Here is a 15,504-nt window from a genome sequence, read left to right as displayed (position 1 = left end):
ACCCGCCACGCCGCCCAGCGGCAGGCCGCGGCTATTTCACAATCGAACTATTCGACGATACGGAATATCTGCCAGAGGCTGGTGCCCGACACGACATAGGGCTCGATCTCCTTGCCCCATTTGGCGTGCGCATCGATCTTGCCGATCTTGGCGAAGAACGTCTCCAACTGGGCCAGGCTCTCGACCTGGTGATGTGACTCCACCGTCGCCTCGCGTGCGCCGATCGAGCCGGTCATGATCTGGAACTGCAGATCGGCAATGCCGACTTGCGAGCCGATCTCGCGTTCCCATTTCTTCAATAGATCGAGCACGGTCTGCTTGTGTCCGAACTTGGCGTCGATCTGCCATCTGGCGCTGAACATGACATTTCCTCCCAAAGGTTACGTTAGCCGGCTATTCGTCCCAAGCCTGAACGACTGTTTGCCGCGTGATGCGGCCGTTCTTCAGCTCCAGAATTGCCGCGCAGTACACTTTCGTGCCGTCCGGATACGCGCAGGCCTGGGTGAAGGCCAAATTGTCGCCCTCGGCGATCGTGGCGTCGACCTTGTGGGTCATCGCCCGGCTGCAGATATCGTCCCAGAAGATGCTGATCGCCGCGCGGCCGCGGATCTCGCGCGGCTTGCTCGGCGGATTGTTGCGGTCGATCACCCGCACCAACGCATCGTCGTTGTAGAAGCTCGACAGCAGCTTGCCGTCGCGGCCCTCGATCGCCTTCTTGATCGCGGTGCCGTCTACGGCTTGTGTCTTGGTCAGCATGTCATCCTCCATGTGCCCGTCTTTGGATCGGGCGGTTAACGAGTGAAGGGCTGCCCGGCGTTCATCGTCGGGCAGGAATTTCGTTCACTGCGACTTGGCCTTGACGGCCGCGAACACGTCGTCGGTCTGCTTCTTGAAGGTCGCCAGATCGACCTGGCTGCCGTTGAGCATGGTGGACCAGTGGCGCACGATCGCCGCCATCGCGATCGCCTCCTTGATCTCCTCGTCGCTGGCGCCGTTGAGCTTGGCCGCCTCGGTGTGGAAATAGATGCAGTACTGGCAGGGAATCTGCGAGGCGACCGCCAGTCCCATCAACTCCTTGGTCTTGCCGTTGAGGGCGGTGTTCGGATTGAGCTGCACGCCTTTGATTTCGGCCCAGGCGCCGGCAACCGCGACGTCCGGCAGCGTCCTGAACATGTCCGGCACCGAGCCAAGCGTTGCCTGTATGTCCTTGTAGGCAGCCTTCGCCGATGCGTCCTCGGCTTTCGCGGGATTGATCGCGAGCAGCACGCCAACGCCTGCCGCGATCACAAGCGACTTGATAGTCCGGTTTGATTTCAGCATTTCATCCTCCGTTCGCAGCGCCTTCCTCGGCGTCACCGCCTTGGCCTGCATGGAGAGAATTCTTACTGCTTATGACGCCGCCGCCGCTTCGCCCGAAAGCGCCATGGCTCTCATGGCCCGTCCGGGCCAGAGTGCCTGGCCGAAAATGCCGCGGCAGCAGCCCGCGACGGCAGGTCGAGTTTCAGCAATATGTTGGCGACGTGCCGCTTGACCGTATGCTCGCTGAGGCTGAGCTCGGCGGCGATCGCGGCATTGCTCTTGCCGTCGGCAATCAGGTTCACCACCTCACTCTCCCGTGCCGTCAGCACAGCCGGCTCGGCAGGCTTTGCTTTGGGCCGGCAGGCCGGTTCCAGATGCTGCTCCGACGTCGCCTGCACGATCGGCAGCGGCTCGTCCAGTTCGTCCAGGCTGACGCGGCCGGCGTCGGTGAAGTGCAGGCCCGAGCCCGCCGCCAGGTCGGCAACCAGCCGCGAGGCCAGGATGTCGGCACGGCCGGCATGATTGGCCAGCTGCATGGTCACGCGCGCCGTCAGCCCCGCCGGCGGACCGCGCAATTCGATTTCGCCGACATGTGCCCCTTGCGCGCTTGCCACGCCGATTTCCTGAGCCGCCTCGCGCAGCGCCGCGGCGCAGCGTATGGCGCGCGCCGGGCCGTCGAAACGTGACATCATCACCTCGCCATGCGTGCCCGCCGCGCGCCCGCCATGCCGTCCGACCAGCAGCCGCCAGGTCTCCTGGAAACGCTGGCTGCGCTCGCTCCACATGCGGTCGCCGAGCTTGGCCGTATCATAGATGCGCGTCGCCAGCAGCGCGGCGAGCGCCCGTTCAGTTTCGGCCACGGCGCGCTCGCCGGTCAGGAATTCCTCGATCAGATCGGCAACGCGGTCGACATCGCCGGTCCAGATGGGATGATCTCGCCCGGCTACCTCGACCAGCCGGGCATTCGGGATTTTCCGTGCCAGGAAACGGCTGGCATCGGGGTCGACGCGAGTGTCGTTGCGGCGATGGATCAGAAGTGTAGGGGCGCTGATCGTCCCGAGAATGTCGCGCACATCGATACCCGCATTCATGCGGGCAAGTGCCGCCGCGGCCGTCGGGCTGGCCGACAGCCGTTCGAAACGTGCCCACCATTGCGCAAAATGCGGGTCGTCCACCCGGCCGGGTGCAAAATTGGGCAAGGTGGCGCCGGTGCCCCAGCATGTCTCCGCCGCCTCGATGAAGGCTTCCAGCCGCTCCGGCGGCATCACCCATTTGTGGAAATGCGCATAGCCGCCATAGAGCGCCAGCGCCCGCGTCCGCTCCGGATAGGTCGCGGCGAACAGTATCGCCATCGGCGCGCCTTCCGAGGCGCCGAGGACTGCCGCCCGGCCACTGCCGGCGGCGTCCATCACCGCGCGCACGTCGTCCATGCGGGTTTCGAGACTGGGCAGGTGATGGTTGTCGACGCGGTCGGAAAGCCCGGTGCCGCGTTTGTCGAACAGGATGAGCCGCGAGAAGGCGGAGAGCCGCTTCAACAGGCGGCTATAGCCTTCGTCTTCCCAATGCAGGTCGAGATTGGAGATGAAGCCAGGCACGAAGACCAGATCGAACGCACCTTGGCCGACCACCTGATAGGCGATCCGCACGTCACCGCTACGAGCATATCTGGTCTCGATCGGCCTCACGCAAATACCCCGCCGGCCAGACGACTTCCTGTCGCCGACCATAGCAGAGGCAGGCCGTTTTCGGCAGCCAAACTTTAGAGATCGGAAATATAAGACCTTTGGCGGCCGAAAACCGCCTGCCGGGCTACTTCTGCGGAGCGGCGTTCTCGGCCTGCACGGGCCTGGCGTAGCCGATGCTCGTGTCGGCCTGCTCCGGCGTCCGCGGCCGTTTGATCCTGGCCGAAGCCGCGATCACAAGCTCGTCGAAATTCTCGGTGCCGGCGTCCAGCATTTCGAAGAACTGGCGCCGCATCCTGGGCTCCCAGAACTTGTTGATATGCTCGGCAACGCCGGCAATGCCTTCCTCGCGCGGCTTCGAATGGAAGAAGGTCGCGATCTGGTTGGCCATGCGCACCAGCTTCTCCCTGGTGCTGGTGATGTGATCTTCGTCATGCGACATGCTTGGCAACTCCGGAAGCCACCCGTTCGGGGTGGGTGAAAATGTCGAAATCATCGCCGCGCACCAGCGCCACCAGCGTCATGCCGGCGGCATCCGCCGTGCGGATGGCAAGCGCGGTCGGCGCCGAAACCGCCATGATGATCGCGGCGCCGATGGCGGCGGTCTTCTGCACCATCTCCACCGACACGCGCGAGGTGACCACGACCGCGCCTGTCGCACCGTCGATGCCTGCCTTGGCCAGCGCGCCGGCGAGCTTGTCCAGCGCATTGTGACGACCGACATCCTCACGCGCCATGACGATGCCCTTGCCGGGAACGTAGAAGCCGGCCGCGTGCACCGCGCCTGTCTCGGCATGCAGCTTCTGCACCTTCGACAGCAGACGGACGGCGCTTGCGATATCCTCCGGCTGAAGTGTAAGCCGTGACGCACCAACCGCGTCGACCGAACGCATCGCCTCCTCGATGGATTCGATGCCGCATAAGCCGCAGCCAACCGGCCCCGCCAGCCTGCGCCGCCGCGCCTGGAAGCGCGTGTTGGCTTTGTCCTTCAACCGGATCTGGATGTCGATGCCGGCGCCGAGATCCTCGACCTCGATCGCCTCGATCTCATTTGGGTCAGCGATGATGCCCTCTGTGAGCGAGAAGCCGAGCGCGAAATCCTCGAAGTCGGCCGGGCTCGCCATCATCACCGCATGCGTGGTGCCGGCATAGGAGAACGCCACCGGCGTCTCTTCCGGCACCATGCGGCTCGCGGCGGCGGTGCCGCCGGCGCGATACGCCAGCCGCGAGATTTGCGTTGTCGCTTTGCGGCGCGCGGCCAAGACTACTCCGCCGCCGCCAGCGGAGCGATACGACGGCTCTGCTGCGCCTGTTCGTTATAGTCCTTCTGCCAATCGGTCGGGCCGTTGGACGGCGCCACCTGCACGGCGGTGACCTTGTATTCCGGACAGTTCGTCGCCCAGTCCGAGAAGTCGGTGGTGATCACGTTGGCCTGCGTGTCCGGGTGATGGAAGGTCGTATAGACGACGCCCGGCGAGACGCGGTCGGTGATCAGCGCGCGCAGCGTCGTCTCGCCTGAACGGCTCGCCAGCCGCACCCAGTCGCCGTCGCGGACGCCGCGGACCTCGGCGTCATGCGGATGGATCTCCAGCCGGTCCTCGGCATGCCAGATCGAGTTTTCGGTGCGCCGGGTCTGTGCGCCGACATTGTACTGCGACAGAATTCGGCCGGTGGTGAGCAGCAGCGGGAAGCGCGGCCCGGTCCTTTCGTCCGTTGCCACATATTCGGTGCGGATGAACTTGCCCTTGCCGCGCACGAAGCCGTCGACATGCATGATCGGCGTGCCGAGCGGCGCCTTCTCGTTGCAGGGCCACTGCACTGAACCGACACGGTCGATCAGATCGAAGGAGACACCTGCGAAGCTCGGCGTCGTCTTGGCGATCTCGTCCATAATCTCGGCGGGATGCGTATAGTTCCAGTCGAGCCCGATGGCGCGGGCAAGCTCCTGCGTCGCTTCCCAGTCGGCATAGCGCGCCTTCGGCTCCAGAACCTTGCGCACCATGTTGATGCGGCGCTCGGCATTGGTGAAGGTGCCGTCCTTCTCGAGGAAGGTCGAGCCCGGCAGGAAGACATGCGCGTAGTTCGCAGTCTCGTTGAGGAAGAGGTCGTGCACGACCACGCATTCCATCGCGGCAAGACCGCCGGCGACATGCTTGGTATCCGGATCGGACTGCAGGATGTCCTCGCCCTGGATGTAGATGCCCTTGAACGAACCATCGACGGCGGCATCCAGCATGTTGGGGATGCGCAGGCCGGGTTCGTCGTCCAGCTTCACGCCCCACAGGCTTTCATAGATGTCACGCACTGCTTCGCCCGAGATGTGGCGGTAGCCCGGCAACTCATGCGGGAAGGAGCCCATGTCGCAGGAGCCCTGCACATTGTTCTGGCCGCGCAGCGGATTTACGCCGACGCCCGGGCGGCCGATATTGCCGGTGGCCATGGCGAGATTGGCGATCGCGATCACCGTGGTCGAGCCCTGGCTGTGTTCGGTAACGCCGAGACCGTAATAGATCGCGCCATTGCCGCCCTTGGCATAGAGACGGGCGGCGCCCCGGATCAATTCGGGGTCGACGCCGGACAGTTCGCCGACAACTTCGGGGCTGTTCTCCGGCAGGGCGACGAAGGACGCCCAGTCCTGGAATTCGGCCCAGTCGCAGCGCTCGCGGATGAAGGCTTCGTTGTAGAGGCCCTCGGTGACGATGACATGCGCCAACGCCGTCAGCACCGCCACATTGGTGCCGGGCTTCAGCGGCAGGTGGTAGTCCGCCTCGATATGCGCCGACTTGACCATTTCGGTACGGCGCGGATCGAGCACGATCAGCTTGGCGCCCTCCTTCCCTGGCGAGCCACGCAGCCGCTTCTTCAGCCGCGAGGCGAACACCGGGTGCGCCGAAGCGGGATTGGCGCCGATGATGACGGCGACATCGGTGAACTCGACCGAGTCGAAATCCTGCGTGCCGGCCGAGGTGCCGTAGGTCTGGCCGAGCCCGTAGCCGGTCGGCGAATGGCAGACGCGGGCGCAGGTGTCGACATTGTTGTTGCGGAAGCCCTGCCGCACCAGCTTCTGGACCAGATAGGTCTCCTCGTTCGTGCAGCGCGATGAGGTGATGCCGCCGATCGCCGTGCGTCCGTACTGATACTGGATGCGCCGGAATTCCTTCGCCGTATGGGCGATCGCCTCTTCCCAGCTCACTTCGCGCCACGGATCGGTGATCTTCTCGCGGACCATCGGCGACAGGATGCGGTCCTTGTGCGTGGCATAGCCATAAGCGAAACGGCCTTTGACGCAGGAATGGCCGTGGTTCGCCATGCCGTCCTTGTAGGGCATCATGCGGATGACTTCGTCATCCTTCACCTCGGCCTTGAACGAGCAGCCGACGCCGCAATAGGCGCAGGTGGTGACGGCCGAGCGCTCCGGCATGCCCTTTTCGAGCACCGACTTTTCGCGCAGCGCGTCGGTCGGGCAGGCCTGCACGCAGGCGCCGCAGGACACGCATTCGGAAGCGATGAAATCCTCGTGCATGCCGGCGACCATACGGGATTCGAAGCCGCGGCCCTCGATGGTCAGTGCGAAGGTGCCCTGCACCTCTTCGCAGGCGCGCACGCAGCGCGAGCAGACGATGCACTGCGCCGCATCATAGGTGAAGTAGGGGTTGGATTCGTCCCGGGCGATGTAGTCGACGGCCAAAGAGCCATGGCCGGGCGCGATGCCGTTCACTTCCTTGACGTGGTTGCGGCCTGCAATGCCATAGCGGTTCTCGCTCAGGCCGACCGACTTCGCCACAACGTCGAACTCGCTGGCGCCGGTTCCGGCCTTCTCGTTCCAGCCGGTCGGATGGTCGGAGACATAGAGCTCCATCACGCCGCGGCGGATGGCATCGAGCCGGTCCGACTGCGTGCGCACCACCATGCCTTCGCCGACCGGCGTCGTGCAGGAGGCGGGCGTGCCGCCCCGCCCTTCGATCTCGACCAGGCAGACGCGGCAGGAGCCGAAGGAGTCCAGCATGTCGGTGGCGCAGAGTTTCGGGATCTCGACCCCGCCTTCCATCGCCGCGCGCATGATCGAGGTGCCTTCCGGCACGGTGATGCTTTGCCCGTCGACGGTCAGCGTGATCTGCTTCTCCGCTCTCGACTCAGGCGTGCCGTAGTCGATCTCTTCGATCAGTGTCGGGAAGTCGGCCTTGATGTTCATCTGCCAGCTCCTATTCAGCCGCCACGCGCGCCGGCGCGGGCTTGAAATCCTCGGGGAAATGCGTGATCGAGCTCATTACCGGATAGGGCGTGAAGCCGCCCAGCGCGCAGAGCGAGCCGAACTTCATCGTGTTGCAGAGGTCGGTGACCAGAGCGAGGTTCTTCTCCGCCTCTATGCCCGCGGCGACCTTGTCGAGAACCTCCACGCCGCGCGTCGAGCCGATGCGGCACGGCGTGCACTTGCCGCAGCTTTCGATGGCGCAGAACTCCATGGCGAAGCGCGCCTGCTTCAGCATGTCGGCGGTGTCGTCGAACACGGTGATGCCGGCATGGCCGATCAGTCCGTCGCGCTTGGCGAATTCCTCGTAGTCGAAGGGCGTGTCGAACAGCGCGCGCGGGAAATAGGCGCCGAGCGGCCCGCCGACCTGCACCGCCTTGACCGGACGTCCCGTCGATGTGCCGCCGCCGATGTCGTCGACGATCTCGCCGAGAGTCAGGCCGAAGGCCGTCTCGAACAGGCCGCCATTCCGGACGTTGCCGGCGATCTGGATCGGGATCGTGCCGCGCGAGCGGCCCATGCCGAAATCCTTGTAGAAGGCGGCGCCCTTGTCCATGATGATCGGCACCGAGGCCAGCGAGATGACGTTGTTGATCACCGTCGGCTTGCCGAACAGGCCTTGGATCGCCGGCAGCGGCGGCTTGGCGCGCACCACGCCGCGCTTGCCCTCAAGGCTGTTCAGAAGCGAGGTTTCCTCGCCGCAGACATAGGCGCCGGCGCCGACACGGATTTCCATGTCGAAGGCGTTGGGCGAGCCCAGCACATTGACGCCGAGCACGCCGGCCTTGCGGGCGATCGCGACCGCCTTGTTCATCGTCGCCACCGCATGCGGATATTCCGAGCGGATATAGACGAAACCCTTGGTCGCGCCGGTGGCGATGCCGGCGATCGCCATGCCTTCGATCAGCACGAAGGGGTCGCCTTCCATGATCATGCGGTCGGCGAAAGTGGCGCTGTCGCCCTCGTCGGCGTTGCAGACGATGTATTTCTGTTCGGAAGTCGTATCCAGCACCGTCTTCCACTTGATACCGGTCGGGAAGCCGGCGCCGCCGCGCCCCCGCAGGCCGGACTCGGTCACCTGCTTGACGATGTCGGCTGGCGCCATCGCGACCGCGTTCTGCAGGCCGCGCAAACCGCCATGCGACTTGTAGGCATCGAGCGAAAGCGGATCATTGATGCCGCAGCGCGCGAAGGTCAGCCGCGTCTGCTTGGCGAAGAAAGGAATCTTGTCCGGGGAACCCAGCCAGCGCTTGTGATGGCCGCCCTTGAGGAAGCCGCTGTCGAACAGGCTCTTGACGTCGGACGGCTTGACCGGCCCGTAGGCGATGCGGCCCTCGGCCGTCGCCACCTCGACCATCGGTTCCAGGAAATAGGCGCCGCGCGAGCCGTTGCGCACGATCTTGGCTTCGACGCCGCGCTCCTTGAGTTCCGCCTCGATCGCCTTGGCGACCTTCTCGGCGCCGAGCGCCAACGCGCCGGAATCTGCCGGAATGTAGATGCGCGGGATCATGAACGTACCTCCGCGACGATCTCTTCGATCTTTTCGTCATCGAGCCGGCCGATCACTTCGCCGTCAAGCATCGCCGACGGCGAGCAGGCGCAAAGCCCGAGGCAGTAGACCGGCTCCAGTGTAACCGATCCGTCGCGCGTGGTCTCGTGGAAATCGATGCCGAGCAACTGCTTGACCTTGGCCGCGACGGCCTCCGATCCCATCGATTGGCAGGCTTCCGCCTGGCAGAGCTTCAGCACATGCCGGCCGGCCGGATGGGCGCGGAAATCGTGATAAAAGCTGACGACGCCGTGCACCTCGGCCCGGGAGAGGTTCAGCCCATCGGCGAGCACCGGCAGCGCGTCCTTCGGAACGTGCCCGAACTCTTCCTGTATGCTGTGCAGGATCGGCAGCAGCGGGCCTTCGAGGCCCTTCATCTCGTCAATGATCGCCGCCGTGCGCGACATGATCTCGGTACTTGCGGCCTGCATGGTCACGCAGCGCCCTCCCTGGTCGTGGCATCCACTCATACGTCGCCCACTTCTGTAGCGATTTTGGGGCAACGACATGCATGGACGCAATATCGCTAAGTCCTTACGAAATCAGAGGAAACCTCCGAAATCAATAAAGCGCTTCCGTTGCTTGATAGAAAATTTCTATCGAAACTCGGCAACTCGCAGTGTCTAGCCTAGCGATGGGCGCGGAAATCGTCCGCCAGCGCCATCGCCTCGTCCAGCAGCGCCTGCACCAAAGGCGTATGCGGCTCGCGCGGCGCCGCCACCAGCCCGACAGTATGGCTGGCATCCGGTTCGACGATCGGGATCGCCCGGATCGGCTCGGAAAAGCCGAACGTTTCCGCAAGGTTGAGCGGCATGATCGACGACCATTTGCCGGTCCGGATATGCGAGAACAGGACGATCATAGAGTTGGATTCCAGCGTCGGGCGCACCTGCACGCCGGCTTCCGCCAGATGCTGGTCGATGATGCGGCGGTTCTGCATGTCCGGCGTCAGCAGGCAGAGCGGCAGTTGGCTGATCTCGGCCCACGACACTTTGTCGCGGTCGGAATAGGGGTTCCCGACCGCCGTTATGAGCTGGTAGCGCTCGTCATAGAGCGGCACGCTGGTCACCCGTCCGAGCGGCTCGTTGTCGAGATAGGTGATGCCGGCATCGACATCGAAATTGCCGAGCAGTGTCAGCACCTCGATCGAGGTGCGCGACAGCACCGAGAAGGTGACGCCAGGATGCTTTTCGCGGAATGGCGTCGTCAGCCGCGCCACCATGGCCAGCGCCGTTGGGACGGCGGCGATGCGAATGCGGCCGGCAAGGCCGTGGCGCGCCGCCCGCATCTCCTCGCGCATCGTCCTTGAGTCGCCGACGATGCGGCGCGCCCAGCCCAGCACCTGCTTGCCTTCCGGCGTCAGGCCCTGGAAGCGCGAGCCGCGCAGCACCAGCATGACGCCGAGCTGCCCTTCGAGCTGCTTGATGCCGGCCGACAGCGTCGGCTGGGTGACGCCGCATACTTCCGCCGCCCGGCCGAAATGCTCTTCCCTGGCCAGAGCGATGAAGAATTCCAGCTTGTCGATCATCGGCGCAAACTATCGGGCGCGGCAGGCCTGCGCCAGATGGGCCGACAACGGATATCAATCGCGAACGGCGGAAATCGAGGCTACTTGTCCACCAGGTTCAGAATGTTGCCGTCGGGATCCCTGAACCAGGCGACTTTCATGCCGTCACCGACATGGATGTCGCCCTCGAGCTTCAGGCCGGGCATATCATAATGCTCGAAGGTTACGCCCTTCGACCTCAGCGACTTGACGATCGGCTCGATCTGATCGCCGACCGTCCACGTCACCGCTGTCGCCTTGTTGGTGCCGGCGAATTGCGAATGATAGACGTTGATGACCGTGTCGCCGCTTTTGTAGACGACCAGTTCGCCGCCCATATCGTCCACTTGCTTGAGGCCGAGTGTTTTCTCATAGAACGCCTTTGCCTTCTCCAGGTCTTTCACCGCGAGATTGGCTGTCGCATTGCTGTTTTCGAGCATGACCGTCTCCTTCCTCGGTTGTCGTGATGACGTTTGATGGCAACGGAAATAGCGCGAGCCGCCCGTTTGGCCATGACCGCGCTCGAACGCTAATCGGGCAAATCCGACACCATCCGCCGCTTTCCGGGGCACGCCGGGCGAGCCGTTGCGCCACGGCTTGGTTCTGCCGGGAAACTGCACTATCTGGAATGCCAAACGCCGAGGAAAGATCATGACCGTTACCAAGGAATCCGTCATCGAACGCCTGAAGACGGTGAACGGGCCGGACTTCACCGGCAACATCGTCGATCTCGGCATGGTCTCCGATATCTTCATCGCCGATTCCAAGGTGTTCTTTTCGATCACCGTGCCCGCCGCTCGTGCGCAGGAGATGGAGCCGCTGCGCGCCGCCGCTGAGCGCGTGGTCAAAGCCATTCCCGGCGTCGCGAGCGCCATGGTCGCGCTGACGGCCGAGAAGAAGGGCGGCGGCATGGAAGCGCCGGTTCCGCCGCGTCCGGCAGTACCGAGGCCCGCCACCCCGGCGCCGCAGCGTCCCGCGCCGCATGCGCCGGCGTCGCAGAGCCACGGCAAGCGCGGCGTGCCCGGTATCGATGCCATTATCGCGGTTGCTTCCGGCAAGGGCGGCGTCGGCAAATCGACCACCGCGGTCAACCTCGCGCTCGGCCTTGCCGCCAACCGCTTGAAGGTCGGCGTGCTCGATGCCGATATCTATGGCCCGTCGATGCCGCGGCTGCTCAACATCCATGGCCGGCCGCAGACCGTCGATGGCAAGATCCTCAAGCCGATGCAGAACTACGGCCTCAAGGTGATGTCGATGGGCTTCCTCGTCGACGAAGAGACGCCGATGATCTGGCGCGGCCCGATGGTGATGTCGGCTTTGACCCAGATGCTGCGCGAGGTCGAATGGGGTGCGCTCGACGTGCTGGTGGTCGACATGCCGCCCGGCACCGGCGACGCCCAGCTCACCATGGCCCAGCAGGTGCCGCTCGCCGGCGCCGTCATCGTCTCGACGCCGCAGGACCTGGCGCTGATCGACGCCCGCAAGGGCCTCAACATGTTCAAGAAGGTCGACGTGCCGCTGCTCGGCATCGTCGAGAATATGAGCTACTTCCTCGCGCCCGACACCGGCAAGCGCTATGACATCTTCGGCCATGGCGGCGCGCGCCGCGAGGCCGAACGCCTTGGCGTCACTTTCCTCGGCGAGGTGCCGCTGGAAATGGGCATCCGCGAAAGCTCGGACGCCGGCACGCCGGTCGTCGCCTCCAAGCCGGAGGGCGCCGAGGCTAGGATCTATCGCGACATCGCAAGCAAGGTCTGGGACCGGGTCCAGGAAGAACGCGGCGCGGCCGAAGCCGCCGTGCCGAGCATCGTGTTCGAGTAATTCGCGGCAGCCGCGCTGGAGCAATTCCAGGAAAAGTGTGAGCGGTTTAGGCTCGGCGACTCCGCCGTAGCCTTCCGACCGGAATTGCGTCAAAACAAAGAGATAGAGCGGTTCGCCGTTTCTGTGAAACGGTGAAATGCTCTAGGCGCCGACCTTCTCGCCAAACGTCGAGAAGAACTGCCCCGCAAGCTTCTTCGACGTCGATTCGATCAGCCGGCTGCCGAGCTGCGCGATCTTACCTCCGACTTCGGCCTTGGCGGCGTATTTGAGCACCGTAGCGTCCGGCCCGTCGGCGGTAAGCGTCACCTCGGCGCCGCCCTTGGCGAAGCCGGCAATGCCGCCCTTGCCTTCGCCCTGGATGGTGTAGGAATGCGGCGGCTTGAGATTCTTCAGCGTGACTTCGCCGTTGAAGGTCGCCTTGATCGGCCCGATCTTCAGCACCACGGTCGCCGCCATCTCGGTATCCGACTTCTTCTCCAGGCTCTGGCAGCCGGGAATGGCTTTCTTCAGGATGTCCGGGTCGTTGAGGGCTTCCCACACTTTCCCGACGGGTGCGGCAATGTGTTCCTCGCCTTCGATCACCAAAGCCATCAAGACCTCCCGGATTGCTGATGCCGATTGGTCGTAGCGCGCGGCCCGGAACAAGTCTATCGCACCAAAGTCCGGGTCACGGCGCGCCTGCCTCTTGCCTGCACGAACGCATTGTCATATCGATTTGTCATACAAATACGGAGACCACCATGGCCGGCGCCCCCACCAGGAAGAAGAAATTTCGCTCGCAGGAGTGGTTCGACAATCCCGACAATCCGGGCATGACGGCGCTCTATCTCGAGCGTTATCTGAACTACGGCCTGACCCGCGCCGAGTTGATGTCGGGCAAGCCGCTGATCGGCATCGCGCAGACGGGCTCCGATCTTTCGCCCTGCAATCGGCACCATATCGAGCTTGCCAAGCGCGTGCGCGAAGGCATCGTCTCGATGGGCGGCATTCCGTTCGAGTTCCCGTGCCATCCGATCCAGGAGACCGGCAAGCGCCCGACCGCTGCGCTTGACCGCAACCTCGCCTATCTCAGTCTGGTCGAGGTGCTCTACGGCTATCCGCTCGACGGCGTCGTGCTCACCATCGGTTGCGACAAGACCACGCCGGCGCTGCTGATGGCGGCGGCCACCGTCAACATTCCGGCGATCGCGCTGTCGGTCGGTCCGATGCTCAACGGCTGGCACAAGGGCAAGCGCACCGGCTCCGGCACCATCGTCTGGGAATCGCGCCAGCGCCTGTCGGCCGGCGAGATCGGCTATGACGAGTTCATGGACATCGTCGCCTCCTCGGCGCCATCGACCGGCTACTGCAACACCATGGGCACCGCCACCACCATGAATTCGCTGGCCGAGGCGCTCGGCATGGAGTTGCCGGGCTCGGCCGCCATTCCCGCGCCCTATCGTGAGCGCGGCCAGATTTCCTACGAGACGGGCAAGCGCATCGTCGACATGGTGCATGAGGACCTGAAGCCCTCCGACATCATGACCCGCCAGGCCTTCGAGAACGCCATCGTCGTCAATTCGGCCATCGGCGGCTCGACCAACGCGCCGATCCATCTCAACGCCATTGCCCGCCATCTCGGCGTGCCGCTCGACAATGACGACTGGCAGAAGATCGGCCTCAACGTGCCGCTGCTCGTCAATCTGCAGCCGACGGGCGAGTATCTCGGCGAGGATTATCACCACGCCGGCGGCGTGCCTGCGGTCGTTGCCGAATTGATGAAGGGCGGCCTGTTGCCACATCCCGATGCCATCACCGCCAACGGCAAGAGCATGGGCGACAATTGCAGGAATGCCGTCAACGAAAACCCTGAGGTGATCAGCAGCGTCGCCAAGCCGCTCAAGGCCAATGCCGGCTTCATCAACCTCAAGGGCAATCTGTTCGATTCCGCCATCATGAAGACCAGCGGCATCTCACCGGAATTCCGCGAGCGTTATCTCTCGAACCCGAACGACCCCGAGGCTTTCGAAGGCAACGCCATCGTCTTCGACGGGCCGGAGGATTATCACGCCCGCATCGACGATCCGGCGCAGGGCATCGACGAGCACACCATCCTGTTCATGCGCGGCGCCGGTCCGGTCGGGTATCCGGGTGGCGCAGAGGTGGTCAACATGCAGCCGCCTGCCTATCTCATCAAGAAAGGCATCCATGCGCTGGCCTGCATCGGCGACGGCCGCCAGTCCGGCACCTCCGGCTCGCCGTCGATCCTCAACGCCTCGCCCGAAGCGGCAATCGGCGGCGGCTTGGCGCTGCTCGAGACCGGCGACCGCGTCCGCATCGACCTCAAGAAGGGCACGGCCAACATCCTCGTCAGCGACGAGGAGATCGCCAAACGGCGTGCCGCGCTGCAAGGCAATGGCGGCTATCACTATCCCAAGCACCAGACGCCCTGGCAGGAAATCCAGCGCGGCATGGTCGACCAGTTCTCGGCCGGCATGGTGCTGAAGCCGGCGGTCAAATATCAGGACGTCGCCCATACCAGCGGCGTGCCGCGCGACAACCACTGAAGTCGGATTCGGCTAAAGCGCGTCGCGATGAAACGGATTCAGGCGACGCGCTTTAAGTCTTTGTTTTGATGCATGTCGTTATCCCAAAACCGCTGCGCATTTTTTGGGCGAGATGCATCAGATCAAAGGGGTGGTTCGCGGAAAGCGGACCGCCCCTTGTCGTGCCCTTGTTTCGGCGCCACGAAACCCACAGATAAGCTCGACCTCGGCCGCATCGCGAAGGAGAGATTATCGTGGCGAAACGGCGTTCTTCGCTTGGCTTCCTCGGCATGTTCGGCCGCTCCCGCGATCTGCGTCAGCTCGATGACGCCTTGCGCAACGCCGATCTGCATCCGGCCCTGGTGCCGGAGGGGGTAAAACTCACCATCGTCAATCTGATGAACGACCGCTGGCCCGACGAGCCGGCGGCGGACGCCTATGCATCCGTCGCGCAACTCTGCGGCTATTGCGTCGCCGGGCCGCAGGTGTTCGAGCAGGCCAATGGCCGTGAGCCGACATTGCAGGTCGAGCGCCGCATCGAGGCGGCGCTGGAGGCCGGCGACAGTTTCGACGCGCGGATCGTGCTGATGACGCTGCACGCCAAGCTGATCAACACCGAGGTCGTCGAGCGCTATGAGTTGAGGGCTGACTGACTGCCAAACAGGAGGCATTGAGATTCAGGTCAGGCCGAGTCGAAAAGGGTGTTTTTCGAGAACCGGAGCGGAGCGTACTTAAGTACGTGTTGGGGTGGACGGCCCCCGACGGCATCGCAATGTGCCAGAATGAGGTCGTTGCAGATCTCAACAAGGGAGACCGTCCGTGGATAAACTTAT

At 64.1% G+C, this 15,504-nt stretch carries 15 protein-coding genes; 3 read left to right on the top strand and 12 right to left on the bottom strand.

What is annotated here, in order from left to right:
• Positions 1 to 47 precede the first annotated feature (47 nt).
• From RFM68_RS30525 to RFM68_RS30475, 11 genes are all read right to left on the bottom strand, one after another.
• Positions 48 to 362 carry a hypothetical protein gene (locus tag RFM68_RS30525; protein ID WP_320236692.1) on the bottom strand — a complete coding sequence of 105 codons (315 nt, stop codon included), beginning with the start codon at positions 360 to 362 and terminating at the stop codon, positions 48 to 50.
• A gap of 31 nt (positions 363 to 393) precedes the next feature.
• Positions 394 to 756, bottom strand: a complete 363-nt coding sequence (locus RFM68_RS30520) for a nuclear transport factor 2 family protein (RefSeq protein ID WP_320236691.1) — start codon at positions 754 to 756, stop codon at positions 394 to 396.
• A gap of 84 nt (positions 757 to 840) precedes the next feature.
• Positions 841 to 1,320, bottom strand: a complete 480-nt coding sequence (locus RFM68_RS30515) for a carboxymuconolactone decarboxylase family protein (protein ID WP_320236690.1) — start codon at positions 1,318 to 1,320, stop codon at positions 841 to 843.
• Between the two features lie 110 nt (positions 1,321 to 1,430).
• Positions 1,431 to 2,984 carry an alpha/beta fold hydrolase gene (locus tag RFM68_RS30510; protein ID WP_320236689.1) on the bottom strand — a complete coding sequence of 518 codons (1,554 nt, stop codon included), beginning with the start codon at positions 2,982 to 2,984 and terminating at the stop codon, positions 1,431 to 1,433.
• A 124-nt stretch (positions 2,985 to 3,108) separates the two neighbouring features.
• A complete protein-coding gene (locus RFM68_RS30505; RefSeq protein WP_320236688.1) occupies positions 3,109 to 3,423 on the bottom strand; it encodes a formate dehydrogenase subunit delta in 315 nt (104 codons plus the stop codon).
• Complete coding sequence (gene fdhD, locus RFM68_RS30500) at positions 3,413 to 4,243, bottom strand: formate dehydrogenase accessory sulfurtransferase FdhD (protein ID WP_320236687.1); 831 nt, start codon at positions 4,241 to 4,243, stop codon at positions 3,413 to 3,415. Before fdhD ends, RFM68_RS30505 begins: the two co-directional genes overlap by 11 nt.
• A gap of 2 nt (positions 4,244 to 4,245) precedes the next feature.
• The gene (fdhF, locus tag RFM68_RS30495; RefSeq protein WP_320236686.1) at positions 4,246 to 7,173 is read right to left on the bottom strand and encodes a formate dehydrogenase subunit alpha; all 2,928 of its coding nucleotides are present in this window, start codon (positions 7,171 to 7,173) and stop codon (positions 4,246 to 4,248) included.
• A gap of 10 nt (positions 7,174 to 7,183) precedes the next feature.
• Positions 7,184 to 8,740, bottom strand: a complete 1,557-nt coding sequence (locus RFM68_RS30490) for a formate dehydrogenase beta subunit (protein ID WP_320236685.1) — start codon at positions 8,738 to 8,740, stop codon at positions 7,184 to 7,186.
• Complete coding sequence (locus RFM68_RS30485; RefSeq protein WP_320236684.1) at positions 8,737 to 9,216, bottom strand: formate dehydrogenase subunit gamma; 480 nt, start codon at positions 9,214 to 9,216, stop codon at positions 8,737 to 8,739. Before RFM68_RS30485 ends, RFM68_RS30490 begins: the two co-directional genes overlap by 4 nt.
• A 191-nt stretch (positions 9,217 to 9,407) precedes the next feature.
• Complete coding sequence (locus RFM68_RS30480; protein ID WP_320236683.1) at positions 9,408 to 10,307, bottom strand: LysR family transcriptional regulator; 900 nt, start codon at positions 10,305 to 10,307, stop codon at positions 9,408 to 9,410.
• Between the two features lie 80 nt (positions 10,308 to 10,387).
• Positions 10,388 to 10,765 carry a VOC family protein gene (locus RFM68_RS30475; RefSeq protein WP_320236682.1) on the bottom strand — a complete coding sequence of 126 codons (378 nt, stop codon included), beginning with the start codon at positions 10,763 to 10,765 and terminating at the stop codon, positions 10,388 to 10,390.
• 208 nt (positions 10,766 to 10,973) lie between these two features.
• On the opposite strand from RFM68_RS30475, the gene RFM68_RS30470 reads away from it, so the two are divergent.
• The gene (locus RFM68_RS30470; protein WP_320236751.1) at positions 10,974 to 12,146 is read left to right on the top strand and encodes an Mrp/NBP35 family ATP-binding protein; all 1,173 of its coding nucleotides are present in this window, start codon (positions 10,974 to 10,976) and stop codon (positions 12,144 to 12,146) included.
• Between the two features lie 141 nt (positions 12,147 to 12,287).
• Here RFM68_RS30470 and RFM68_RS30465 read toward each other — a convergent pair whose 3' ends face one another.
• Positions 12,288 to 12,737, bottom strand: coding sequence for an SRPBCC family protein (locus RFM68_RS30465; protein WP_320236681.1), 450 nt, complete (start codon positions 12,735 to 12,737; stop codon positions 12,288 to 12,290).
• 149 nt (positions 12,738 to 12,886) lie between these two features.
• Here RFM68_RS30465 and RFM68_RS30460 point away from each other — a divergent pair, with 149 nt between their 5' ends.
• A complete protein-coding gene (locus RFM68_RS30460) occupies positions 12,887 to 14,692 on the top strand; it encodes an IlvD/Edd family dehydratase (RefSeq protein WP_320236680.1) in 1,806 nt (601 codons plus the stop codon).
• Positions 14,693 to 14,925: 233 nt separating this feature from the next.
• Positions 14,926 to 15,324, top strand: coding sequence for a hypothetical protein (locus tag RFM68_RS30455; protein ID WP_320236679.1), 399 nt, complete (start codon positions 14,926 to 14,928; stop codon positions 15,322 to 15,324).
• Positions 15,325 to 15,504 lie beyond the last annotated feature (180 nt).

The organism is Mesorhizobium montanum (assembly GCF_033977145.1).
In the GTDB taxonomy this organism is placed as follows: Bacteria; Pseudomonadota; Alphaproteobacteria; order Rhizobiales; family Rhizobiaceae; genus Mesorhizobium; species Mesorhizobium montanum.
This window is presented reverse-complemented; position numbering and strand designations above follow the sequence as displayed.

Bases quoted from the DNA above. Each gene is read 5' to 3' on its own strand.
- fdhF (WP_320236686.1), bottom strand. From the start codon at position 7,173: ATGAACATCAAGGCCGACTTCCCGACACTGATCGAAGAGATCGACTAC.
- RFM68_RS30475 (WP_320236682.1), bottom strand. From the start codon at position 10,765: ATGCTCGAAAACAGCAATGCGACAGCCAATCTCGCGGTGAAAGACCTG.
- RFM68_RS30505 (WP_320236688.1), bottom strand. From the start codon at position 3,423: ATGTCGCATGACGAAGATCACATCACCAGCACCAGGGAGAAGCTGGTG.
- RFM68_RS30490 (WP_320236685.1), bottom strand. From the start codon at position 8,740: ATGATCCCGCGCATCTACATTCCGGCAGATTCCGGCGCGTTGGCGCTC.
- RFM68_RS30460 (WP_320236680.1), top strand. From the start codon at position 12,887: ATGGCCGGCGCCCCCACCAGGAAGAAGAAATTTCGCTCGCAGGAGTGG.
- RFM68_RS30515 (WP_320236690.1), bottom strand. From the start codon at position 1,320: ATGCTGAAATCAAACCGGACTATCAAGTCGCTTGTGATCGCGGCAGGC.
- RFM68_RS30465 (WP_320236681.1), bottom strand. From the start codon at position 12,737: ATGGCTTTGGTGATCGAAGGCGAGGAACACATTGCCGCACCCGTCGGG.
- RFM68_RS30520 (WP_320236691.1), bottom strand. From the start codon at position 756: ATGCTGACCAAGACACAAGCCGTAGACGGCACCGCGATCAAGAAGGCG.
- RFM68_RS30480 (WP_320236683.1), bottom strand. From the start codon at position 10,307: ATGATCGACAAGCTGGAATTCTTCATCGCTCTGGCCAGGGAAGAGCAT.
- RFM68_RS30525 (WP_320236692.1), bottom strand. From the start codon at position 362: ATGTTCAGCGCCAGATGGCAGATCGACGCCAAGTTCGGACACAAGCAG.